Consider the following 25670-nt stretch of genomic DNA (forward strand, 5'->3'; position numbering starts at 1 on the left):
AAAAGGGGTTTAAGTCTAAAGTTTCTCTATTTCCAAAATAAGGATTTGTTTCTAAATTAGTCAAATATTTAAAAATAAAGGTTTATATTTAAATATATTTATAATGTAAATAAAAACCTCCTAGCCATGAAAAAATCATTCTTATCCAGTTTATTTTTATTAAGTATATTTTCTTTGTTTGGTCAACAAAAGCTTACAAAACTATGGGAATCCACAGAGCAGTTGCCTGTTCCAGAATCTGTATTGTATGTTGAAGAACGTTCTGAGTTATTTGTGTCTTTAATTGATGGTGATGGAGCTGCGATGGACGGCAAAGGTGGGATAGCTGTTTTAAATTTGGATGGCAGCATTAAAAATGCAAATTGGGTGACTGGACTCAATGCGCCAAAGGGAATGGCTTTGTATAAAGATCGACTGTATGTTGCTGATATTACTCAGGTTGCCGTTATCGATACGAGAACTGGGAAAGTACTCGAGCAAATTGATGTTCCGGAATCCGTATTTTTAAATGATGTTGCGGTGGATAAAAAAGGAAAAGTTTATATCTCGGATACTAGAGAAGGGAAGATATTTGTTTTAGAGAAGAATGTTCCAACTTTATTTATGAACGATGTGCCTCAGGTAAACGGACTACGTGTAATCAATGGAAATTTGTTCGCTATGGCTGGTCCTGAGTTATGGAAAATCGATTCAAATAAACAAAAGGTCGTTTTAGCTAAAGGACTTGAGCTTGGTGGCGATGGGTTAGAGCCAACTAAGGACGGCGGGTATTTGGTGACTTGTTGGGGTGGGTTAATTTACTATATTTCAGCAAAAGGAAATGTCTCGCTTCTATTGGATGTGAGAGGTCAAATTAATACTGCAGATTTAGGTTATAATGCAAAAGACAAAATATTGTATGTTCCCACATTCCTAAAGAATAGCGTAGTCGCTTATCAAATGGATTAGAACAACGTATACTAAAGAAAAAATGCCAAAAAGAGCCATGATTATTCCCTTTTTGGCATTTTTAGTTAGTGTTAATTTAAAAGTTCCCTTAATTTATTGTTCAAGGCGTCTCCGTGTAGATTTCGCGCAATGACTCTGCCTTCCGGATCAATTAAAATATTTTGAGGAATAGCTTTTACTCCATAGGTCAGACTGGCGGAATTATTCCAGCCTTGTAGGTCTGATACATGTTTCCATGTTAACTGATCATCTGCTACAGCTTTAGCCCAGGCATCATATTCCTTGTCAAAGGAAACGCCTAAAATTTCAAAGTTCTTATCTTTAAACTCGGCATAGGTTTTAACTAGCTTCGGGTTTTCTTCTCGGCAAGGCGGACACCATGACGCCCAAAAATCAACCAGTACATATTTGCCTTTTAAATCGGATAAAGAATAAGGATTTCCTTTTAGATCTAACTGAGTAATGCTAGGTGATTTTTTACCAGGTTGTGTGTTTTTTAGGGCCTCCAAATAACGATCAAAGATCTTCCCATTGGTTGATTTTCTTACCTTTTTGTCTAAAGTTTTGAATAGAGCTTTCAATTCGTCGTATTGCGGATCGTATCCTCCAACCTTTTGTATAAGTTTAATGGAGTTTTGATCTTTTGGATTTGATTTTATCTGATTAAGTAAAGCTTCTCTAGATTGAGAAAATAACAAGCTAGGAATCAGTGCGAAGAACAAGATTAGATATTTCATGTGTGTTTATTTTTATTCAACTCCAAATTTACGGATTATCTACTAACTGCTTAGGGTTTATTTCTTAGAATTTTAGTCATTTTTTATTGACGAAGACCAAAAAAGAAAGCGTTTATGCGCATAAAATACATGTTTATGACATTAATTGAAAAAGTTTTTATTTTTTTGTGCCAGCGCCTAATAAATTGTTAAATTTGAGGCTCACTTAAGGTATTTTTCATTTTAAATGGCAAGATTAAATTTATTAGAGGAAACCCGTTTTGAGAAAGTCCCAGTTACGGTATACCCCTCTCAAGATGATGCTTCTATTCAAGTTGCTCAGCGCATAGCTACTATCATTAAAGATAAGCAGGCTAAAGGGGAAAAGGCAATTCTAGGTTTAGCTACCGGTGCAACGCCTGTTAAAGTTTACAAAGAACTAGTTCGCCTTCATAAGGAGGAAAACTTAAGTTTTCAAAATGTGGTAACCTTCAACTTGGATGAATATTATCCAATGTTGCCAACAGCAGAACAAAGCTATGTAGCTTTCATGAACAAGCATTTGTTTAGTCATGTGGATATTCCACAGCAAAACATTAATATCCCGGATGGCACACTCGCAGCTGACAAAGTTCAGGCATTCTGCGAAGGTTATGAACAAAAAATTTCTAGTTTAGGAGGTTTAGATATTCAACTTTTGGGTATTGGACGAACAGGTCATATTGGTTTCAATGAACCGGGTTCAGCTCCCAATTCAGGTACGCGTTTGGTTACCTTGGATGACCTTACAAGAAGAGATGCGTCTCGTGAGTTCGGTGGAAAAGAAAATGTACCGACCAAAGCGATTACAATGGGAGTAGGAACAATTTTCAAAGCAAAGGAAATTGTTTTAATGGCTTGGAATGAGAAAAAGGCAGAGATTGTAAAGAAAGCAGTTGAGGGAGAGATATCCTCAGAAATTCCTGCCACTTATCTACAAATGTCAGAAAATGTAGAGTTTGTATTGGATCAAGATGCTGCATCAGCACTTACTAGATTCAATCTTCCTTGGCTGGCCCATGATGTGGTATGGGAAGATAATCTAGTTAAAAAGGCAGTTGTTTGGTTGTCTCTTCATTTGGATAAAGCAATTTTAAAATTGACTGATGACGATTACAACAATTATGGTATGTCACAGTTAATTACCGAACAAGGAACGGCTTATAGTATTAATATTCGTATTTTTAATGAACTGCAACGGACCATCACTGGATGGCCAGGTGGTAAACCTGAAGTTGATGATTCCAACCGTCCAGAGCGAGCTGAACCAGCTCGTAAAAATGTGATAGTTTTCTCTCCACATCCAGATGATGATGTTATCTCAATGGGAGGAACATTTATACGTCTAGCCGATCAGGGGCATAATGTACACGTAGCATATCAAACCTCAGGTAATACGGCCGTTTGGGATGATGATGTATTACGTTATTTAGAATTTGTGCAAGATTTTGCTGTTGCGGTTAACGAGGATAATGGGGTTACCCGAAATACATATGATGATGCTCGTGAATTTTTTAAAATCAAGCAACCAAATCAAGTCGATCCTGAGATCATTAGAACCATTAAAGGTTTAATTCGTAAAGGTGAGGCAATTGCAGGAGCTCGTTTTGTTGGGGTTCCCGATGAGAATATTCATTTCCAAGCTCTACCTTTTTACGACCGAGGAAAATTCTCCAAAGAAATTGACTTCGAAGATGATATTCAACAAACCATGGAATTATTGCGAAAAGTTAAACCGCATCAGATATTTGCTGCAGGTGACTTTGCAGACCCTCATGGAACGCATAAAGTTTGTTTTGATGTAATCTTAGCTGCTGTTCTTCGCTTGCGTGAAACGGATGAGTGGACTAAAGATTGTTGGTTATGGTTGTATCGTGGTGCATGGCATGAATATCCAATTCATGAAATTGAAATGGCCGTTCCTTTATCTCCACAAGAGGTAAAACGCAAACGCTTAGCGATCTTCAAACATCAATCTCAAAAAGATCTTCCTGTTTTCCCTGGAGATGATCCAAGAGAATTTTGGGTACGTGCAGAAGATCGTACGAGTGAAACCGCTGGATTATACCATAAATTAGGTTTGGCGAACTACGAAGCAATTGAAGCTTTTGTTCGTTATAAATTCGACTAGGTTAACTGGTTAATATTCGATAGGTATGGGCCGCATCAAGATTTCAATGGTGTGGCCCATACTATTTTAATATCTTTTTGCACGCGTAATCGCCTGCTTATGAAAAAATCCGCGAAACCGATTCGAAAAATGTTGCGTGAACTTAGAAGCCAAAAAATTCAAGAAAGAAATTCGGGACGTAATGATTCGTTATTTGCGAAAATAAGACCGTATATCTTAAGGAATTGGGAATTATTCCAAAGTGCTTTTTGAATGCTGTGGTAAAATGCGTTGAGTGTTTATAACCGGTCATACTTGCTACATCAGAGACGCGATACTTCCCTTCCAGAATTAATTTTTTTGCTAATTCCATCTTCATATGGGTAATGTAGTTCATGACTGTCTTTGAATAATAGCGTTTGAAATATATTTTTAGGTACTGCTCATTTGTTCCAACGGATTTAGCAAGTTCTGAGATGGTATGGTTTTTTGAAAGATCAGCATCAATCAGATTCTTGACTTGCTGAATTTTTTCATAGTGATTTTTTTTGCCCGTAATTTCATGTCCATTGTTTTTTATGAATAGTTCCTCCAATTGATAAACGAACATGTCAAAAGAAAGAGCTTGTATTTTCATTTGGCTTAAATAATCGTTTTGTTGTTCATATTCAAACACTTGCTGAAGAGCCAATTTTGTTCTGTAATCCGTCGGCATAATTTTCACTTGGTTCGAACTTTCTTTGTTCTCAGGACTCAGAACATGATGAGGGACTTCTTGACACTCAATATAAATGATAATTATTTTATTTTGCTCAGAATCACTCTGAATCTCGAAAATTTCATTTTTTTGGATTCGTAAAAAAATACTTTCTTCCGCTTTAAATCGATGAGTTTTCTCCTTATATTGATAATAGCCTATGTTAAAATCTTTCTTCACATAAACGGTCAGATATCCGTTTTTTGAGGCCTCATAGCGAAATTGTTGTATTCCATTAATAAATGAATACGCTAAGCTAAAGTTCATTTCTAACATATTTTCTCTTGATTCTCTGGAATTCACCTCGTTTATTTCTGATTCTTTAGCTTTTATTTCTGATTGCGTCATCTTCTTATTTAGAATAATTCTACATTTGCAACGATGTTTATTTAGACTTGTTCTAAAGAATGTTGAAGTTAATATATTATTGTTAGATAATGAAACAAATTTACCTTACCAGTTTATTTTTATTAATCTCCTTAGCGCTGTTCGCTCAAACAGCTGTGATTAAGGGCAGGGTACATTTATTAGATGGAACTTCGATTGCACAGGCGACAGTTCGTATTGAAGGGTCCAATATAGCCTCTATTTCAAATGATTCAGGACTCTATGAATTGAAAGGTGTTCCTTTTGGCGCGCAAAAAATTGTGGTTACCTCGGTGGAGATTAAACCAAAAAAACTTCCTCTCTTGGTCCAAAAGGCTTTACATAATTTAGATATTCACATAGACCCAAAAGGAAATATCAGTTTGGATGAGGTTCGGGTTGTTGGCAATTCTGTGAAGAGAGAAATAGAAACCAAAGGTTTTGCTGTGAATGTTATTCAGACCAAAGAAGCTTCTTTAAGAAATATTCAAACGAACGAACTATTGGATAGAACTGTGGGCGTTCGTGTCAGACAAAGTGGTGGACTTGGTTCAGAAGTTCAATATAATTTAAACGGAATGAGTGGTCGTTCTGTTGGAATTTTTATTGACGGAATTGAAATCTCAACCTATGGTTCCTCATTTAATCTAAATTCAATCCCACCATCAATGATTGATCGGATTGAGGTCTACAAAGGTGTTTTACCGGCACATTTGACGGGTGATTTATTGGGTGGGGCAATCAATATTGTCCTTAAGAAAGGTGGTTCGAGTAATAACCTATCTGCATCCGTTTCTTATGGGTCGTTTAATACTATGCAATCCGATATCAGTGCCTTATATAGAGATGCAAAAACTGGTTTTACCACTCGTTTTTCTGGCACTTACTTAAATTCTGATAACGATTATGAAATCTGGGGAAAATTTTCAAAATATATAGAACCAAATGGGGTCGTTAAAAGAAACTTTAAAACCAAACGGTTTTTTGATGGATATCGTTCATTAACAGGTCGACTTGAATTGGGATTCACAGATGTAAAGTGGGCTGATGCATTTCTGTTAGGATATAATGTATCAGATTCTTATAAGGAAATCCAACACGGACAAACCATGGGTACGCCGTATATGGGGAGAACTTCTGATACCAAAGCTAATGTGATCAGTTTGAATTATAATAAAAGGGATTTATTGACCGAGGGCTTAAGCCTGTCTGTTAACGGTGTTTATAGTTTCCGCAATACCTTTATTCAAGATACTGTGCCATGGGCATATAATTGGGATGGAAAAATCCGAGTGGATCTGAATGGAAATCCAATTCGTAAAAGCGATGGAGCTCAACAAGGACGACCATCCTTAACAGATGTAGATCGTCAAATCGCAAATATTAGGTCCAACCTTAGTTATGATTTATTTTCGGGGCACCGCTTGTCTATAAATCATGTCCATTATTCGATTGATAGAAAAGATAAAAATCATTTGAACCCGATTGGACTCGATGGAATAAATAGTTCTAATGCGTTATCAAAAAATGTATTTTCATTTAATTATGAATCGCAGATATTAAATGATCGTTTAATTACCAATGTGTTTTATAAACTGTACCAACAATCAATCGGAAACACAAGCTATACGGGTCAAGTTGTTAACGATCAGACAACAATAATTAAAAATGAAACTAAGGATAATAGGAAAAACAGTGGTTACGGATTAGCCGCATCGTATAGAATTACACCTAGAATTATTTTGCTAGCATCTGCAGAACATGCCATCCGCATGCCGGAGGGGTCTGAAACTTTTGGAAGTCCAGAAGATAATGTCATTGCTAATCCAGGAATATCACCCGAGGTGAGTGATAACCTTAACACAGGATTGAGACTAGGAGCCTTCCAATTTGACTCCCACAAAGTATCCGCATCTGCCAATGTATTTTGGCGCAACACTAAAGATCGTATTATGGCTAGAGCAAACGATATGCTTAATAGTCAGGATATTGAATTAACTCAGTTTGTTAATCTAGGATTAGCGCAGTCATTAGGTTTTGAAGGCGAATTGTCCTATACCTATAAAGATAAACTTACCCTTAATTTCAATCTCTCTAAGTTCAATTCATTATTCAAACAAGAATTTGATCCAACATCTGGTCAAAAAATGACCTATTATAATACACAAATACCGAATGAGCCATTTTATACCATGAATGGAAATTTACATTATAGTTTAGAGGATGTTTTACAAAAATCTTCACAACTTAATTTGTTTTATACGGTAGGTTATGTGGCCCCATTCAATACCATATGGCCAGAATCAGATTGGTTCATTACTCCTAGACAGGTAGCGCAAAACTTTGGGTTAAGTTATGTATTTCCTAGCAAGAAAATTATTGCAAGTCTTGATGTTAAAAATGTATTTAATCAAGAGCTTTACGACAATTTTGGGGTCCAAAAACCTGGTCGTGGCTTCTATTTAAAACTTAATTATTCAATCAATAAAATATAAATTTCAAACACTAATTTCTGAAAGATGAAAAAAAATATATTAAAATTCGGTTTATTAGGCATGATGGCCACCACTGTAGTACTTTCAAGCTGTTCTAATCAAGATATTGCAGAACCAGGAGAACAAGATGTTGATCGTTGGATCACGGTCTCAGGGGCTTTAATGCAAGATGAAGCAGGTGATGGGGATGGTGGAACTATGGTTTACAGCCTAACACCTGAACAAGCAAAAGACCCTAATTTTTCTGTCAATGTGTTTGACAATGGAATGCATGTTAAATCTTCTCGTACCGCTAGATTACAGGCTTCCGCAGATGGCAAATATTTGTATAATATCCAATACACAGGAGATGACGGAGGGGTGTTTAATAAATTTAAAGTACATGGCGGGAAAGACTTCACCCCTGAAGGTGCTGAGGTGGAAACGGCTACCTATGTCAGCTCTGCTCCACGTTGGTTAAAGGCGGCAGAAGGTGTTGGAATAGCAGTACGTGCATCTGCTAATGATGTGGTGTTTACGGGAATTTCTCCTAATTTTGTGTATAAGGAAAGAACCGCCAAGACGGACGTCATTTCGTTAGATTTAAATGATCCAAAGATTACTAAAACGACTTCTTTTGATCTAAAATTAACTGAAGAGGAAATTGCAGCTGGTTATTACGTAAGTAGGATAGATGTACCTGTCATCAACAAAGCTGGAGACAAAGTATACATCGGGGCTGCTATTACAAAACATAACACAAGTTCCTTTACCATAGGTTCGGATGGTTTGCCAAGTTTTGAGGTTGACCGAACTGGAACCAAGAGTTGGGCGAAAACATTAGTCTTGGACTACCCGAGCTTAAGCAATCCAAAATTAATTACCTCGAGCCATACTAGAGCAAACACTAATGGCTACCGTAGTACCCAGCAATATGTTGGAACGGATGGTCACGTTTACCAATCTACCTCTGGAGCTGCGCCAGGCGATGGAGGATCAAAAATTCTCCGCATAAATTCAGCGACAAATGATTATGATGAATCTTTTGAGTTTAGTTTGGATGAGGCATTAAATTTGGTTGATACGCACATTGAAACTTGGAAATATGTGGGGGATGGAATTGGTTATGTTATTTATGCAATCGGAGGAAGTGGCAAAGGTGGATATATCGCTCGGATTGACTTGAACGCTAAAACAGCAACAAAATATGATATTCCAAATCAAGATAAATTAAATTTTCGTCAAATTCAGAATATAACAATGGATGGTGATGATATTTATATTGCTGTTGCTCCAATAGGCCAAGATGGTAATATTTATGTTTTTAATAAAAAAACAGGAGAAAAATCAGTTGGTGCCAAACTAGTGAATAAAACAGGTAATCAGTACATCGGAATTTATTAATCATAATCAATTATAGAATTAAAAATCAGGTAAATTCATTATTTACCTGATTTTTAATTCGGTACTAGATTGAAATAAGGTAAGGATGAATCAGAAGAGAAAGCAAAAAACGAACTGGGTCAAATTTCGAAAATTTTTGAATGATATCCATTTATGGGGTGGTCTGATTTCAGGGATCGTTGTATTTATTGTCTGTATTACAGGGACGATATATACCTACAATACAGAAATTAGAGCATGGGCATTGTCTGAATATTATTTTGTTAATGCCGAGGGAACAAAATTAAATCCCGATGATTTAGTTGCCTCGCTCAGACCTAAATTTCCACATGAGCTGCAGGGTATTATGATTCCAGATGCGAAAGATGCCACGACCATGCTTATGTATTCTAAAAAAGAAGACAAACCCTCAGAGGGGCAAAAGGGTTCTGAGGATTCTAAGAAGAGTTCAAACGGATCCAAAGAGGAAAAAGTCGAACAGGCAAAACCATCTCCATCACCTTCTCCTGGGGGGAGGAGAGCTCGGGCAAATCAATTGGCTGTAAATCCATATACCGGTGAGATTATTGGAGACCCTAGTGAAGTAAAAACAAAAACAGCAGAGTTTATGCAGAAGTTATTTGGTTTGCATAGATGGTTATTGCTCAATGAAATTGAGAAACCTTTAATTCAAGGAATAGAAAATAGAAAATTAGGATCTTGGATCACTGGTAGTGCTACCTTGTTGTTTCTACTCGGTGTGATTACAGGCATGGTGATCTGGTTTCCGAATAAAATAAGGACCTGGAAAGATGGATTGAAAATTAAATGGTCAGCCCGTTGGAAACGGGTGAATCACGATATTCACAATACTCTAGGCTTTTATAGTTGCATCATATTATTTCTAATGGCAGTTACAGGTCCTTTCTGGTCCTTTGATTGGTACCGTAGCGGGTGGCAAAAAACATGGGGAACTTATAAAGCTGCCGATGCACCGAAGGAAAAACAGTTGACATTAGTCTCTAAAATTTCTGGCGATAGTCAGAAGCCAATGAATATTGAACAAACCATACAAGCAATAAATAAAATTCTTCCTTATCCTGGGGACGTAACGATAAATTTTGCAAAAGATAGTTTAGGAGTGGTTAATGTAAGTAAGAATAGGACTGGATTTTTTGCTCCTTCGGCAGGTGATAAGCTGACTTTGGATCAGTATTCTGGAGAATTATTAGAAAAAGATATTTTTAGAGAAAAACCATTTAACGAAAGGGCTTCCGCTTCTATCAAAGCATTGCATATTGGTAATATTTATGGTGATTTCACGAAACTTTTATATTTTATCTCATGCTTAATTGCCACATCACTCCCCGTTACTGGAACGATGATTTGGATCAACAAAATGAAGAAAAGACCAAGAAAATAATTTTGAAAGGTTTTCAAATAATGGGGTTTTCTGTGAAGAAAGTCCCATTATCTTTTACTTTTCTTGCTCACCCCTGATTTTTCCTATAATCATTTCTAAAACAGCAACAACGACCGCAAATAGGAATGCCGGCCAAAACCCATCCACTTCAAATTTAGTACCCATAATTTTGTCAGAAAGCATAATCATCAAAACAGTGATTATAAACGATACTAACCCAAATGTTAACCAGTTCAAAGGAAAAGTGAATAAGCGTAGTAAACCACCAATAACTGCATTTACGAAGCCAATAACTAGACCGGTTAAGATTGCCCAACCGAATCCCGCGACAGTAACTCCAGGTATTACCTTTGAAGCTAATGCAATAACTAGACCTGTAGCTAATAGACTGATAATAAACCTCATAACATAATTGTTTTGTTAGACTCTATAAAGGTCAAAATTAGTGCCAATTAGGCGTTTTTAACCTTGAATTAAAAAAGGTAACAAAAATATTATTATGCTGACATAAGAAATTTTAGTATATTAACCCTACAATTTTAAACAACACAGTTATGAGAAATTTTTTGACTACCCTTTGTGCTATTTTTTTCACAACAACATTATTAGCACAGAGCAGTGATCCTATTTTAGGTAAATGGGAGAACCCCAGCGGAGAAGGTCGGATTGAGATCTACAAAAAGGCTGATAAATTTTTTGGAAAACTTTATTGGGTTAAAAATACTGGAAAGAAAGACGTGAATAATCCTGATGAAAAACTTAGAAGTCGTTCATTGCAAGGTTTAGAAATTTTAACAAATTTCAGTAAGCAAGGAAAAACGTATGAAAAGGGTGAGATTTATGATCCCAAATCTGGTAAAACCTACAGCTGTAAAATGACTTTAAAAGGGCAAGATAAACTAGATATTCGAGGATTTATTGGCTTTAGCTTATTAGGTCGTACCGAGACATGGAAAAGAATTAATTAATGGAATTATGGGCGTATGGCTCGCCCGTAACTTTTATTGAAAAGTGATGAATTTTACTGTTTAACTTGCTTTTTTAAATCTACTTAAAATTAGAGCAAACGATTTCGTGCAATTCCATCTTAAAAAACCGTTATCTTTATGGCAATAAAAAAATGAGTTATGTATAAAACCCTGAAGCCAGCTTTAGAAAAGGAGCTTGCCGCAATTAAAGAGGCAGGATTATATAAAGAGGAAAGAATTATAGTAACCCCACAAGGTGCGGATATTAAAGTCAGTACTGGACAAAACGTCGTAAATTTTTGTGCAAATAATTATTTGGGACTTTCATCACATCCCAAAGTTATTGAGGCTGCAAAAGCGGCTATTGATAAATATGGCTATGGAATGTCTTCGGTTCGTTTTATTTGTGGTACACAAGATGTTCATAAAGAGCTAGAGTCGAAAATATCAAAGTTTCTAGGAACAGAGGACACCATTTTATATGCCGCTGCTTTCGATGCCAATGGAGGAGTTTTTGAACCCCTTCTAGGAGCATCTGATGCTATTATTTCAGATGAACTGAACCATGCCTCAATAATTGACGGCGTTCGTTTGTGTAAAGCGAAACGTTTCCGCTACAAAAATGCTGATATGGAGGACTTGAAAGCACAACTTGAGGCCGCTGCGGATTGTCGCCATAAGATTATTGTAACCGATGGAGCTTTTTCAATGGATGGGTCGGTTGCTCCTTTGGATAAAATTTGTGATTTGGCTGATCAATATGGTGCGTTGGTAATGATTGATGAGTCTCATTGCACCGGATTTATAGGGAAGACAGGACGAGGGACACACGAGCTTTTCGATGTGATAGATCGGGTTGATATTATTACCGGAACCCTAGGCAAAGCATTGGGAGGTGCCTCAGGAGGATTCACTTCAGGTCGAAAAGAGATAATAGACATGTTGCGTCAACGTTCGCGTCCATATCTTTTCTCAAACACTCTAGCCCCGGCGATTGCAGGCGCATCTGTTGCTGTCCTAGACATGCTGAGTGATACAACTGAATTGCGGGATAAATTGGAGAACAATACAGCCTATTTCCGCAAGAAAATGACTGAGGCAGGATTTGATATCAAACCAGGATTCCATCCGATTGTTCCAGTTATGCTTTATGATGCTAAACTGGCCCAAGAATTCGCTTCTAAAATGCTCGAAGAAGGAATTTACGTGATTGGTTTCTATTACCCGGTGGTGCCTCAGGAGAAGGCTCGAATACGAGTACAGATTTCTGCAGGACACGAAAAAGAGCATTTAGACAAGGCAATTGCTGCCTTTAGACGAGTTGGAAAAAATTTAGGAGTTATTAAATAAGCCTTTAAACATGAATCAACCCGCTTTATTAAAAAGCTCATAAAATATTAACATTAATATGTAATAATTGAGGTGCAAAATAATTATCTTTGCACCTCTTAATTTTTATATAACACATTATTGCTCAATGCAGAATATTAGAAACATAGCGATCATCGCGCACGTAGACCACGGGAAAACTACGCTAGTGGATAAAATCTTACACTACACAAATCAGTTCAGGGATAATGAAAACACAGGGGAGTTAATCCTTGATAATAATGACTTAGAGCGTGAACGTGGTATTACGATTGTATCTAAAAACGTGTCTGTTAAGTACAAAGATACCAAAATCAACATTATTGATACGCCTGGTCACGCCGATTTCGGTGGTGAGGTAGAGCGCGTTTTAAAAATGGCCGATGGGGTTGTATTGTTGGTGGATGCTTTTGAAGGTCCGATGCCTCAAACTCGATTTGTTACTGGAAAGGCATTGGCATTAGGCATAAAACCTATTGTAGTTGTTAATAAAGTTGATAAAGAAAATTGTCGTCCTGAGGAGGTTTATGAGAGCGTTTTTGATTTGTTCTTCAATCTAGGTGCAACCGAGGACCAATTGGATTTCCCTGTACTATATGGTTCATCTAAACAAGGATGGATGTCGGATGATTGGAAAACTCCAACTACTGATTTTGTTCCATTGTTAGATGCAATCATTGCACATATTCCTGCACCAAAGGTGTCAGAAGGGACTTTGCAAATGCAGGTTACCTCTTTAGATTACTCTACTTTTGTAGGTCGAATTGCGATAGGTCGTATCCTTCGTGGATCAATCAGAGAAAACCAACCTGTTTCATTAGTGAAACGTGATGGCAAAGTCGTTAAATCGCGCGTAAAAGAACTTCAATTATTTGAAGGGCTGGGCCGAGTGAAAGTATCTGAGGTGCATGCAGGAGATATTGTTGCGGTTGTTGGTATTGAGGGGTTTGAAATTGGAGACACGATCGCTGATTTTGACAACCCAGAACAACTGGAAGTGATGCACATCGATGAGCCTACGATGAATATGTTATTCACAATTAATAATTCACCATTCTTCGGTAAAGAGGGCAAGTTTGTGACTTCTCGTCACATTTATGACCGCCTTCAGAAAGAATTGGAGAAAAATTTAGCATTACGCGTAGTTCCGACGGAATCTCCAGATGCATGGTTAGTGTATGGTCGTGGTATTCTGCATTTATCGGTATTGATCGAAACAATGCGTCGCGAAGGATACGAATTACAAGTGGGTCAACCACAAGTAATTGTTAAGGAAATCAATGGAAGTAAACACGAACCAATTGAAGAATTGGTAGTGGATGTTCCTGCTGAAGTTTCTGGTAAAGTAATTGAACTTGTGACCCAACGTAAAGGAGAGTTATTGGTTATGGAAACTAAAGGTGAAATGCAACACTTGGAATTCTCTATTCCTTCACGAGGAATTATCGGATTACGTAATAATGTATTGACGGCAACTGCAGGTGAGGCCGTTATGGCGCACCGCTTGAAAGGATTTGAACCTTGGAAAGGTCAAATTCCAGGACGTTCCGCTGGTGTTTTGATTTCTTTAGATACAGGCTCAACAACGGCTTATTCAATAGATAAGTTGCAAGATCGTGGCCGTTTCTTTGTTGATCCAGGTGTGGATATTTACGAAGGACAGATCTTAGGAGAGCATATCCGTGATAATGATTTAACAGTCAATGTTACAAAAGGAAAGCAATTAACAAACATGCGTGCATCGGGATCAGATGATAATGCTCGTATTGCTCCTGCAATCAAATTTTCTTTAGAAGAATGTATGGAATATATTCAAAGTGACGAATATATTGAGGTTACTCCTCAAAGTATGCGTCTTCGTAAGATATACCTCACGGAATCTGATCGTAAATTGAATGCTAAGAAATTCCATTAATCGGAATTTATAGTTAACATATAATCAAAGCTACCCCACCCAGGGTAGCTTTTTTGGTAGAAGTGATATTTAGTTGGCTATGGTATTCAAATAGGTCGATTTGCGGATTTCTTTTTTTGAATAAAAAGGCGGAAATTTACCGCATGGAAGAGGAATTGGAATGGCATAAAATAACAGAAAAAATCGATCAAAGTAGGAATTATGTGAAAGCCCTGCATGTTGCAGGTAAAAAACTCTGTTTAATTCGCGAAAAAGGGATTCTATCGGTTACCTCCAGTCGTTGTCCGCATGCTGGTGCTGACTTAACTAAAGCCTGGTGCGAGGATGGTAAACTAGTCTGTTCTTATCATCGTCATCGATTTGACGTACTGACGGGTAAAGGAGATGAAAATCAAGGAAATTGTCTGCGTATTTATCCTTTAAAGGAAGTCAATGGCGAATTTTATCTGGGTATTAAAAAAAGTTTATGGAATAAAATTTTTGGTTAAAATAACCTTCTAATCCATTGTAAAATCTGGAAAGTTCTTTCTGTATAAGGAAACCAAAACATTGAGGAAACTGGATGGATTTTCACATCAGCTACTGCTCTTTCATGAGAGAAGGATTTGAAACCATACCAACCCGTGGATTGCCCAATTCCAGAATGATTAACTCCCCCAAACGGTAAATTCGGATGCATCATCTGGACCATTGCATCATTTATACAAGTAGATCCCGCGCTCGTTTGCCGAATGACATGCCGATTAAAATGTTGATCCTTGCTAAAAACATATAGGGCAAGCGGTTTCTCCTTTTTATTAATAAAATCAATTGCCTGGCTGAGTTGCTCGTAATAGATAATGGGTAGAATAGGACCAAAAATTTCCTGTTCCATCAGCGGGTTAGTTAATGCTACATGACTAATTACGGTTGGTTCGATATATCTTTGGTCTGGTATCATCCTGCCCCCTGAAATGATTTGAGCACCTAATGACAGGGCATCTTTCAATGCATCTTGTAATCGATCGAATTGTTTGGTATTAATTATTCGAGCATAATCCGGAGAATTTAAAGGGTCTTTGCCAAACGCATTTTCTAGTTCTTGTTTAAAGAGCTGTTCAATTTCATTCCTTTGGTGTTTATGGACGAGTAAATAATCGGGAGCGATACAAGTTTGACCGGCATTTATAAATTTTGCCCAAATTAGATTTTTAACAACTTTTTTTAGATTTATATTTCGGTCCAGAACGGCAGGGGATTTACCTCCCAATTCCAGAGTTAAATCGCTAAGGTTCTTACTAGCAGCGGCCATAACCTTTTTTCCAACCTCAGAGGATCCTGTGAAGTGAATATGATCGAATTTTAAGGTAAGTAAGTGAGTAGATTCCTGGATAGCACCTTCAACTACAGCAACATGTTCTGGTAAAAATATTTTTTGAATGATTTTTTTGATAACCAAATTGGTGTTTGGAGAGTATTCCGATAACTTTAGTATGGCTGTGTTTCCCGCCGCAAGGCAACTTGCTAGGTGTATTATGGGTAATTGAAAGGGGTAATTCCATGGGCTGATTATTAGCACGTTTCCTTTCGGTTCATAATGTAAATAAGCCTGTACATTTGCTAATAACAAGCTTCTACCTACAGGATGATCCCTCATCCAGTTCGTCAGATTTCGTATGATTTGCTTGAGACAAAGTTCCACAGCTAGAATTTCAGTAATTGTAGATTCGATCGCGGATTTATGAAAATCATCATACAATGCTCTTTGGATTGCATTCTCTTCATTTTTAATTTCTTCCAACAAGGCTTTAAGAAGGGAAATTCTTTTTTGGGCATTCGTGAACTTCGCTGTCGATTTGTAGTTCACCTGATTATGGTAAAGTACCTCTATTTCTTGGAGGGTTGTATAGCGTTGTTGAGAGAACATTAACAGAATATTGAACTGTGAGTGAAATTTAAAAATTATTTACTGAAAGGTGCCAGCTTATTTGGAGCAAACTCATGTATCAATGACCTTGCTAAAATCCTGTTAGGATCAATCATTGTTAGTCCATAATATGACTTCTCAGCTAGGGCTAAAGGTAACTCTGTACATCCAAGAATTATAACGTCTGCACCCTGCGTTTTTAATTCTTGGATTGCCTTCAATAAAATATCATGTGAACGGTTTGTCACGGGCGAGGAAAACGCTTTTATACCATAGTTTTCATCATATATTGCTTCATGAACTTTACTTTGTAAATCTTCATCTGGTTCGATACAAGTTAGCCCAAAAGATTCAATTACGTTTTTATATAGCCCCGTATTTTTCGTTCCTGTTGTGGAGAGAACTCCGACTTTTGCTGAAGGAAAATTTTCCAAAACAAATTTTACTGTCTGATCAACCATGTGCAACAGTTTAATTTTTGAATCCGCTTTTTGGAGTTCCTGTTTAATACAGTCGAATATTTGAGGGGCATGAGCAGTATTGCAAGGAATACCGACAATAGTAACACCCGATTTTTCCAATTCCAACGCAATCTGAGCAATTTCAATTCCGGGATTACTCGGAACTTTGCCAAGTAAATAAGCGGTCCGATCAACTATTCGATGCGCTTGAGATGATAACAATAATGGGACATGATCCTGATCCCTATTTGCAACTGTCTCTTCTATTATTTTCTTTACAATGTCTAACCCTGCTAAAGGTCCAACACCACCAACTATTCCAATCATATCGAAAATTTTTTAATCAGTCTAACTCTCCCTGGCTCCACAAGTAAGACCAGAATGTCTGATTATTATTCAAAAATAAAGCCAACATATCAGGAATTGCATTGAAACCTTCGTCGGAATTGGTAAAAAAGACTAGATATTCTCTAGAGGCAGGATAGGCTATAAACATACTTCTGAAACCAGGGTTTGAGCCGGTATGCCAATAGGCTGTTCCTAATTCATTGAGCTGCATCCGCATCCCTAAAGTAACTGGAACATACTTATCAAGACGTGAATCCTCATCTGATTTTTTAGCTAATCCACTTTTTTTTAATGCTAAACGATGGGTGCTTGGTTTTAGGTTGAATCCTTCGAAAATGAATTTTGAAATAAACGTTCCATAATCTTCTGCTGTCGTATAAAGCGTGTAGGCTGCATTCGTGTTTAAATACTTGGCAAGTCGTGCTGATTTACCTTGAGCTTTGTGTCCCCAGGCAGCATTAGTTTCTAGCCTGTTATCCCATCGAATTTCAGAATTATTCATGTTCATTGGAAGAAATACTTCTGTTTCAACAAGTTCTTGAAATGTCTTGCCCGTAATGTGCTCCATTGTTTCTTGAAGAAAATAAAAACCTTCTCCGGAATACATGTAATCAGTGCCCGGTTTAAATTGCATCGTTAAGGCAGTTTTGCGCCACTCTGAACTCGGTACGTCTCCTTGCCAATTCATGAGTCCAGACTGGTGAGAAAGGACCGTACGAGCGGTTATTTTTTCCTTTTCAGGATGATCCTTAAGACGATCGTATTGATAATAATTCCAAAGTGGTGAGTCCAATTGTATGATTTCTTTGTCCAGCAATCTAAAAAAAAGATAAGCAGTGACCACCTTGGTTAATGAGGCTGCCTGGAATACCGTATTCTTATCAATCGAATCTACGGTTCCAGTTTGGATTAATCCATAGTTTACAGCCTTGCTTTCGCCATTTTTGTAGTGTAATACTTGAATGGCTGGAATGGAATATCTTTTCGCGATTTCTTTTATTTTTTCAGTGTAGGTCTGCGCAATAGATTGATTCAGGACAAAAGTAGATAGGACAAATAATATAATCAAAATTGGTTTAGTTTCCGATCGCTTTTGGTAGTTTATCATGATTTAATACATTGTATTTTTTGAGAATTTGCATGGTTTCTTGAATGGGTATTGCTTTAACTTCTCGTCCGTTAATTCCTTTCATATCCTGCGCCATAAACATCGAATTCAGTATCGCCTCTTGCGTTGCCTCCCATACAGCTAAAAATAAAGGAGACATAAAATCATTTCCTAGTTCTTGAATTTTATGTTGATTTTGATTGCTGTTATAAGGAATCCGATTTCCCTGAAACGTAGAAAATGCAATTGAATAATCTCCGCTACCATTGGAAGAAAATGATCCTACATTCCCAAAAGCTAAGTAAGATCTTTTGGCCAACCGCTCCAGATTCCGACTTGATAATGGCGCATCTGTGGCAATGATAATCATGCACGAGCCGTCAATCTTATGGTTTTCTTTTGGCTCTTGCATATAATAATTTTCTAATTCACGTCCAACTGGAGCGCCGTTGATTTCCAGTATTCCGCCAAAGTTGGTTTGAACGAGTACACCAACGGTATACCCACCTCTTGAATCTGGTAGTTTACGTGATGATGTTCCTATTCCTCCTTTGAAACCTAAACACTCTGTTCCGGTTCCAGCTCCAACATTTCCTTCTTCAACATGTCCGGATTTTGCATTTTTAATGGCCTGGTGAACATGAGTCGATTGAACATGTCTACCTCTAATATCATTTAAACCGCCATCGTTTGTCTCTCCAACAACTGTGTTGATGGATCGTACTTTTTCATTACCAGGTAAGGAGAGCATATAATCAATCAAACCATCAGCTACTTTTGGTGCATTTAAGGTATTGGTTAGTAAAATGGGGGATTCTATGTTTCCAAGTTCTACTATTTGTGATATGCCCAACATTTTGCCAAACCCGTTCCCAACATAAACTGCCGCTGGTACTTTTTCTTGAAAGAGGTTGCCTTGGTGAGGAAGGATTGCGGTGACCCCGGTACGGATGTTGTCTGCTTTATTCAGCGTGGTATGACCGACGCTCACGCCGGCTACATCAGTGATTGTATTGAGGTGACCTGTAGGGAGGATGCCTATTTGAATGCCAAAATCTCTTATTCGGCCTCTTTGTTGCTGGCTCAAAGCATTCCCTATTGATGTGCACAGTATCAAGGCAATTAAAAGGTGTCGTTTATTCATTGAATTTAGATCTACGTTGAACAAGTATACTGAATTCTTTAATAAAGCATCTTATCGCTGATCAAATTCTTGCTGTAAACCATTCATTCTTCGCTGAATTGAAGCTTCGATTCGATAATCCTCAATTTTATCAATGGCAGTTTTTTCCACATTCACATTTGTCTCAGAGTCATAGTTATGAATTTCCTTTTGATGTTTTAAAGCATTATCATAGGGATCACGGCTACTCATCAATTTTACTAAAACAGGTAGACATTCAAAGAATATAAACAGTAAGGCTATGAATATGACCGCATTTTCAGTAGATTGGTTGATTGTACCATCGGGTTTTTTGTGCAGGTTACTCAAGGCTGCATTCCGGTCCGCAAACCCTGCTACATTCACCGCGCTATCAAGTGTTTTATCTGAAAGAATACGCTGGTCCATAAGACCCTCGGCTAACTTCCTGTTCAAAAGTGTAGCTTCTTTGCGTTGGATGTTGGCGCGCAAACTATCCAATAAAGTTTGTTGTTTTACTAATTCGCCCTCTTTCATTTTTGCATACGGGCCATAGCCCATAACTCCAGAAGTTTCATCCGTTTTTTTTCCAAAAATTTCATGATTTAACTTCTGTCTAGCCGATTTTATATTCGCATCTATAGAATCAGATTGGCTCTTAATTGCGTTTAATTGGTTGAATTCACTTTGGTATTTGTTTTGGAATGTTTTATTCAACGTGTCAATTTTAGCATTTTGTTGGACTAAATACTCCGCTCGTAAATATTCACGTATTTCTTTATCAAATATTTTAAGTTCTAAAGGTCTTGAAATAATCAAACCAATTAAAATGGCAAGTAAAATTCGAGGAATGGCTTGAAAAATTTGCATCCACACTGTTCGGCTTTTATCAATGCTTAAAACAATATAGCGGTCTAGATTAAAAATGGCAATACCCCATGTTAGCCCGAAAATTAAAGCGTAGAAAAATGCGAAATCGCTGCCGCTGAAAACAAAATATAATGCATATCCACCAGCTAATGCCGCAAATAAACCAGTAAAAAATATTGTCGCTCCAATACTTACGTATTTGTTATGTTCCTGTGGATATTTGTCTAATGTCTCTTTATGGACACCGGCACACCACCAAAAAAAGTCTTTCATAGTGAATCTTTGTTAATTAGACGGTTGAATTTTTGTTTTGTTACACCTAAGTTCATAAAAAGAATTGATTATTCTTATTTGTTTCTCACCGAACAAGGATTGCTTATCTATTTAAATTATCTTTACCTTTGCACAAAATTTGAAACAAACTAAAGTATAATGAATAAAAACAAGTTTTTACCCTATTGCGTTGTTGTTGCCACGATGTTAGTGGGGTGTAATAACGAAGTGAAAAAGACCTTACAAGCGGACAGCTCCAACCCTTTATTACAAGATTACGCAACTAATTTTGACGTTCCTCCTTTTGACCTGATTAAAGATGAGCACTTTAGGCCAGCTTTTAAAGCCGCTTTGGAAGAGAATGTTTTGGAAATAGATTCTATTTTGGATAATTCTGGAGAAGCTAATTTTGAGAATACCATTTTAGCTTTGGAAAATGCTGGACAATTGTTGCAACGAGTTAGTTCTGTATTTTACAATTTAAATAGTGCTAACACAAACGATACTATACAGGCTATTGCAAAGGATCTAGCACCTGTTCTCTCGGCACATAGAGACGAAATCTCATTAAATCCAGAGTTATTTAAAAGAGTAAAAAAAGTTTTTGACCAAAAGTCAACTTTGGGCTTAGAAGCTGAAGACCAGAAATTATTAGATGAAACATATAAAGGGTTCGTTCGAGCAGGTGCTAATCTTTCCGAACAGGATAAAGAGAAATTGAAGAAAATAAATTCAGAACTTTCTGTACTTACTACTCAATTTGGCCAAAACTTGTTAGCCGAATCCAATGCATACCAATTGTGGGTTGATAAGGAAGAGGACTTAGCAGGACTCCCAGAAGAATTAAAAACAGCAGCGGCCTCAGCAGCAACAGCAAAACAACAAGAAGGCAAGTGGTTATTTACGCTACAGAATTCCTCCATTATGCCATTTCTTCAATATGCAGATAATCGCGAATTGCGTAAGGAAATTTGGACTGCTTATCAAATGCGAGGTAATAATGGGAATGATAATGATAACAATAAAATCTTAATTGATATTGCAAATTTCCGTTTGCAGAAAGCTAAATTATTGGGATATAGTTCACATGCCGCCTATGTATTAGAAGAGTCAATGGCAGAAAATCCAAAAAATGTAAATGCTTTATTAAATAAACTTTGGGAACCCGCTATTGCAAAAGCGAAACAAGAGACTCAGGATATTCAAAAGGAAATCAAATTGGCAAATGGAAATTTTCAAGTAGCTCCATACGATTGGCGCTATTATCAAGAAAAGATTCGTCAGAAAAGATTTGACTTGAACCAGGAGGATATAAAACCTTATTTCAGTTTGGAGGCAGTTAGAGAAGGTGCATTCTCAACAGCAAATAAACTTTGGGGCATTTCTTTTGTTGCCTTAAATAATGTAGCAATCTACCATCCAGAGGTACAGGTGTATGAAGTAAAAGATAAAGATGGTTCTCATCTTGGAGTACTATACGCTGATTTTTTTCCACGTGAATCAAAGCGTTCAGGCGCATGGATGACTTCTTATCGCTCTCAGGGTAGAAAAGATGGGAAACGTGTCGCTCCTGTTATATCAATCGTATGCAACTTCACAAAACCTGTCGGAGACAATCCCGCGTTATTAACTTTTGATGAGGCTTCAACACTATTTCATGAGTTTGGCCATGCATTACATGGTTTATTCTCGAATGTAAAATATAGAAGTTTAGCTGGAACCTCTGTTCCGCGAGATTTTGTAGAGCTTCCTTCCCAGATTATGGAAAACTGGGCGTCAGATCCAGAAGTATTAAAATCTTATGCTAAACATTTCCAGACAAAAGAAGCAATTCCTGATGCATTGATTGAAAAATTGCAGAATGCTGGAACTTTTGATCAAGGGTTTGCTACCGTAGAATACTTGGCAGCCTCAATTTTAGATATGGGCTATCATAGTGCAACTACCCCAATTCAAGGGAAAGCAAATGACTTCGAAAAGGTAGCAATGACGAAAATTGGACTATTAGACGCAATTATTCCTAGGTATAAGAGCAACTATTTCCAACATATTTTCTCTGGTGGTTATTCCGCTGGTTATTACAGCTACATCTGGTCTGAAGTATTGGATTCTGATGCATTTGCGGCCTTTAAAGAGCGTGGTTTATATGACCAGGCAACAGCCGCGGCTTTTCGTTCTAATATCTTAGAGCGTGGAGGAACAGGTAATCCTGCTGATATGTATCGTAAATTTAGAGGTGCTGATCCAGACCCTATTCATTTGATGAAGAAAAGGGGATTGAACTAGTCCTAGATTAAAAAGATAAATGGGGGCAAAATATTTTTGCCCCCATTTATTATATGTACCCACTTTGGCTGTTCTTCAACTGGATCGACCTAGTTTGCTCCTGTGTGATGAAACAGAAAAATCTTCGCAGTATTTCCGAAGAATAATTTCTCCGTTTATCTTAGTTAATTCCCGTAGAATTAAACTGCAGATCATATAGCTTTTTATAGTGACCGTCCTTAATTAGAAGCTCACGGTGACTACCAGTTTCTTTAATCTCTCCTTGATCTAATACAATAATTTGATCCGCCTTTTGAATAGTTGATAGACGATGAGCGATGATAATTGAACTTCGTCCATCCATAAGATTGTCAATTGCATCTTGAATAAGTAATTCTGTTTCTGTGTCGATTGAAGAGGTGGCCTCGTCCAGTATTAGAATCTTAGGGTCGTGAACCAAAGCCCTGATGAACGAGATCAATTGAGCCTGGCCTGTCGAAAGAGTTGCCCCTCGTTCTTGTACTTGATAATTAAATCCTCCAGGTAAACGCTGAATAAAGGGATAAGCCCCCACTTTTTTTGTGGCATCAATAACCTTATCCAATGGAATTTCCTGATTATTTAAATTGATGTTGTTCAAAATACTATCTGAGAATAAAAATACATCTTGCATCACTGTTGAAATCGTACTTCTCAAAAAATTCAAGTCGTATTCTCTGAGGTTACGGCCATCTAAAAGAATTTCACCTCTCTGTATTTCATAAAAACGACTTAAAATATTAATTATTGAGGACTTACCTGCTCCTGTTGCACCCACTAACGCTAAAGATTCTCCAGGTTTCACGTGAAAGGAGATGTCTTTTAATACCCATTTTTCGTCATTGTAAGCAAACCAAACATTTTTAAACTGAATTTCGCCATGAATTAATTCTGGTTTATATTCTCCATTGTTCGGGGTAAATTCGTCGGTATCTAAAACCTCGAATATACGTTCAGCGGAGACCATTCCCATTTGCAGGGTATTAAACTTATCTATCAATTCACGGATTGGCCTAAAAATCATGTTAATATACATGATGAATGCAACCACTACTCCGGGGGATATTGTATCCGATAAAATTTGCTTTGAGCCATACCAAACTAACAGTCCAATGGCTATGGCAACGATAATTTCTAAGACAGGGAAGAAAATTGAAAAATACCAGTTTGCCCTTATATGTGCATTTCTATGCTCAGCATTAATATTTTTGAATTTGTTCATTTCCTGGACTTCTCTTGCGAAGTATTGGATTACATTCATTCCGGTGATGTGTTCCTGTAAGAATGTATTTAAATTGGAAACCCAAAGACGAACGCTTTGAAAAGCGGATTTCATCGCCTCCTTGAAGATATACGTTGCAGCAAGCATTAATGGCATTGGAACCAAGACCACTAATGTCAATTTCCAATCTGTATAAAACATGACCCCAAGAATGACGACCAGTTGCAATAAATCACCTATGATTTGAATTAATCCTTCAGAAAAAATATTTGCGATGGTTTCCAAATCGGAAATAGTTCGCGTAATCAGCCTTCCAATTGGAGTGTTATCAAAATATTTCAACCTTAAATTGCTGATGTGGTTAAAAACCTGAATTCGAATATCCCGAATCACAGATTGACCAAGGGTATTGGTCATCAAGGTATGGAAATACCGAATAAAGGTCTGGGCAAACAAAAGGATTAGCATTAGGATTAACATCATGGTTAATCCTTCTTCCTCACCAGAGAAAATATAATTATCTAATGTGTATTCTATTAATAAGGGTAGAGCAGGAGCAACCGCAGCCAGTAATACTGTAAGTATGACTGACTGCCAAAATATACCTCGATATGGACGAATATAATGAGATAATCTTCCTAATAATTTACTGTCGTAGGCAGTGCCAGAAATTTTTTGTTTTTCCAATCTTAAATTAATTATCGATGTAAGGATATAAAATTTTTGTTAGATATAAACCGCAGGCAGGTACTGAACTACCAGCCATCGATCGATTTTGACTTTTTATGACATCACGCAGATAAGTCTCAGGATTTTTATTAAAACCAATCTCTAAAAGCGTTCCCACGATGGCTCTCACCATATTTCTTAAAAAACGATCCGCTGTAATATGAAAAATTAGACGGTCTTTATTCCAAACCCATTCGGCTCTGCTGATCTGACATATATTCGTAAATACTTGGGTATTAGACTTGCTAAAACAAGAGAAATCTTGTTTCCCGAGTAAGTCTTTAGCCGCTCTATTCATTTTATCGACATCTGGAGTATCGCGTAAATGCCAGGAGAAATTTTGAACAAAGGGATCCTTAATGAAATGAATATGGTATTCGTAACTACGTAGAACTGCATCAAACCTAGCATGCGCTTGTGGATGTACTTTGATTAATCTTTTAGCAGCAATATCGAATGGTAAAAGGGCATTTAGGGAGTGTAGAAAGCGATCTGTGTTTTCAAGAATTTCTGCCGCAGAGCTGAATTGAACGAAAAGTTGCTTTGCATGCACACCGGCATCTGTTCTGCCAGCACCTATGGTTTCTACACTTTCTCGAACCAGGGTTGCTAATGACTGGTTAAGTCTTTGTTGAACGGAGGTTGCATTGTTCTGAATTTGCCATCCGTGATATGCAGTTCCATTATAGGAAATCTCAATGAAATATTTATTAATCTTTTCTTCCACTAGACAAAGATAATAGTTAGAGTTTAGTAATTCTTATAACGAATGTTTACTTTGTGTAGATTTAAAAAAAAACAATTTTGTCTTTTAACTTTACACGAGTAGAATGAGGCGATT

At 37.2% G+C, this 25670-nt stretch carries 20 protein-coding genes; 10 read left to right on the top strand and 10 right to left on the bottom strand.

Features of this window, described 5'->3' with window-relative positions:
• Positions 1 to 126 precede the first annotated feature (126 nt).
• Entirely contained in the window at positions 127 to 948 is an 822-nt protein-coding gene (locus AC6CHH_RS09280) for an SMP-30/gluconolactonase/LRE family protein (RefSeq protein WP_498282086.1), read from the top strand.
• A gap of 71 nt (positions 949 to 1019) precedes the next feature.
• Here the strand turns inward: AC6CHH_RS09280 and AC6CHH_RS09285 are convergent, their stop codons facing one another.
• Positions 1020 to 1685 (bottom strand): redoxin domain-containing protein, encoded by a 666-nt coding sequence (locus tag AC6CHH_RS09285; protein WP_498282088.1) that lies wholly within the window; start codon positions 1683 to 1685, stop codon positions 1020 to 1022.
• A 226-nt stretch (positions 1686 to 1911) separates the two neighbouring features.
• Between AC6CHH_RS09285 and nagB the strand changes: the two genes are divergently transcribed.
• Positions 1912 to 3834, top strand: a complete 1923-nt coding sequence (nagB, locus tag AC6CHH_RS09290; protein ID WP_498282090.1) for a glucosamine-6-phosphate deaminase — start codon at positions 1912 to 1914, stop codon at positions 3832 to 3834.
• A gap of 142 nt (positions 3835 to 3976) precedes the next feature.
• Here the strand turns inward: nagB and AC6CHH_RS09295 are convergent, their stop codons facing one another.
• Positions 3977 to 4918, bottom strand: coding sequence for a helix-turn-helix transcriptional regulator (locus AC6CHH_RS09295; protein WP_498282092.1), 942 nt, complete (start codon positions 4916 to 4918; stop codon positions 3977 to 3979).
• Positions 4919 to 5007: 89 nt separating this feature from the next.
• Between AC6CHH_RS09295 and AC6CHH_RS09300 the strand changes: the two genes are divergently transcribed.
• From AC6CHH_RS09300 to AC6CHH_RS09310, 3 genes are all read left to right on the top strand, one after another.
• A complete protein-coding gene (locus tag AC6CHH_RS09300; protein WP_498282094.1) occupies positions 5008 to 7431 on the top strand; it encodes a TonB-dependent receptor in 2424 nt (807 codons plus the stop codon).
• Positions 7432 to 7455: 24 nt separating this feature from the next.
• On the top strand, positions 7456 to 8814 hold the full coding sequence (locus AC6CHH_RS09305; protein ID WP_498282096.1) for a DUF4374 domain-containing protein: 1359 nt from the start codon (positions 7456 to 7458) through the stop codon (positions 8812 to 8814).
• 85 nt (positions 8815 to 8899) lie between these two features.
• A complete protein-coding gene (locus tag AC6CHH_RS09310) occupies positions 8900 to 10216 on the top strand; it encodes a PepSY-associated TM helix domain-containing protein (RefSeq protein ID WP_498282098.1) in 1317 nt (438 codons plus the stop codon).
• A gap of 54 nt (positions 10217 to 10270) precedes the next feature.
• On the opposite strand, the gene AC6CHH_RS09315 is transcribed toward AC6CHH_RS09310, so the two are convergent.
• Entirely contained in the window at positions 10271 to 10621 is a 351-nt protein-coding gene (locus AC6CHH_RS09315) for a phage holin family protein (protein WP_498282100.1), read from the bottom strand.
• A gap of 149 nt (positions 10622 to 10770) precedes the next feature.
• On the opposite strand from AC6CHH_RS09315, the gene AC6CHH_RS09320 reads away from it, so the two are divergent.
• The 4 genes from AC6CHH_RS09320 (at position 10771) to AC6CHH_RS09335 (ending at position 14955) form a co-directional block, all read left to right on the top strand.
• On the top strand, positions 10771 to 11184 hold the full coding sequence (locus AC6CHH_RS09320) for a DUF2147 domain-containing protein (protein ID WP_498282102.1): 414 nt from the start codon (positions 10771 to 10773) through the stop codon (positions 11182 to 11184).
• 159 nt (positions 11185 to 11343) lie between these two features.
• Positions 11344 to 12534 (top strand): glycine C-acetyltransferase, encoded by a 1191-nt coding sequence (gene kbl / locus AC6CHH_RS09325; RefSeq protein WP_498282104.1) that lies wholly within the window; start codon positions 11344 to 11346, stop codon positions 12532 to 12534.
• A 127-nt stretch (positions 12535 to 12661) separates the two neighbouring features.
• Positions 12662 to 14467, top strand: a complete 1806-nt coding sequence (typA, locus tag AC6CHH_RS09330) for a translational GTPase TypA (protein ID WP_498282106.1) — start codon at positions 12662 to 12664, stop codon at positions 14465 to 14467.
• Between the two features lie 143 nt (positions 14468 to 14610).
• Complete coding sequence (locus tag AC6CHH_RS09335; protein ID WP_498282108.1) at positions 14611 to 14955, top strand: Rieske (2Fe-2S) protein; 345 nt, start codon at positions 14611 to 14613, stop codon at positions 14953 to 14955.
• On the opposite strand, the gene AC6CHH_RS09340 is transcribed toward AC6CHH_RS09335, so the two are convergent.
• Genes AC6CHH_RS09340 through AC6CHH_RS09360 form a run of 5 tightly spaced genes read right to left on the bottom strand, consistent with a single transcriptional unit; the run spans position 14952 to position 20574 of the window.
• The gene (locus AC6CHH_RS09340) at positions 14952 to 16373 is read right to left on the bottom strand and encodes an aldehyde dehydrogenase family protein (RefSeq protein WP_498282110.1); all 1422 of its coding nucleotides are present in this window, start codon (positions 16371 to 16373) and stop codon (positions 14952 to 14954) included. The two genes, AC6CHH_RS09335 and AC6CHH_RS09340, sit on opposite strands and share 4 nt — an antisense overlap.
• A gap of 35 nt (positions 16374 to 16408) precedes the next feature.
• Positions 16409 to 17161: an aspartate/glutamate racemase family protein gene (locus AC6CHH_RS09345; RefSeq protein WP_498282112.1), complete on the bottom strand. Its 753-nt coding sequence runs from the start codon at positions 17159 to 17161 to the stop codon at positions 16409 to 16411.
• Positions 17162 to 17177: 16 nt separating this feature from the next.
• Complete coding sequence (locus AC6CHH_RS09350; protein WP_498282114.1) at positions 17178 to 18290, bottom strand: serine hydrolase domain-containing protein; 1113 nt, start codon at positions 18288 to 18290, stop codon at positions 17178 to 17180.
• Positions 18259 to 19434 (bottom strand): DmpA family aminopeptidase, encoded by a 1176-nt coding sequence (locus AC6CHH_RS09355; RefSeq protein WP_498282116.1) that lies wholly within the window; start codon positions 19432 to 19434, stop codon positions 18259 to 18261. Before AC6CHH_RS09355 ends, AC6CHH_RS09350 begins: the two co-directional genes overlap by 32 nt.
• 51 nt (positions 19435 to 19485) lie before the next feature.
• Complete coding sequence (locus tag AC6CHH_RS09360) at positions 19486 to 20574, bottom strand: DUF4407 domain-containing protein (RefSeq protein ID WP_498282118.1); 1089 nt, start codon at positions 20572 to 20574, stop codon at positions 19486 to 19488.
• A 159-nt stretch (positions 20575 to 20733) separates the two neighbouring features.
• Here AC6CHH_RS09360 and AC6CHH_RS09365 point away from each other — a divergent pair, with 159 nt between their 5' ends.
• Entirely contained in the window at positions 20734 to 22860 is a 2127-nt protein-coding gene (locus AC6CHH_RS09365) for a M3 family metallopeptidase (protein WP_498282120.1), read from the top strand.
• A gap of 160 nt (positions 22861 to 23020) precedes the next feature.
• Here the strand turns inward: AC6CHH_RS09365 and AC6CHH_RS09370 are convergent, their stop codons facing one another.
• Both AC6CHH_RS09370 and truA read right to left on the bottom strand, forming a co-directional pair.
• Positions 23021 to 24787, bottom strand: a complete 1767-nt coding sequence (locus tag AC6CHH_RS09370) for an ABC transporter ATP-binding protein (RefSeq protein WP_498282122.1) — start codon at positions 24785 to 24787, stop codon at positions 23021 to 23023.
• A gap of 7 nt (positions 24788 to 24794) precedes the next feature.
• Entirely contained in the window at positions 24795 to 25556 is a 762-nt protein-coding gene (truA, locus tag AC6CHH_RS09375; RefSeq protein WP_498282124.1) for a tRNA pseudouridine(38-40) synthase TruA, read from the bottom strand.
• Positions 25557 to 25670: the final 114 nt, after the last annotated feature.

The organism is Sphingobacterium sp. GQ94 (assembly GCF_059758715.1).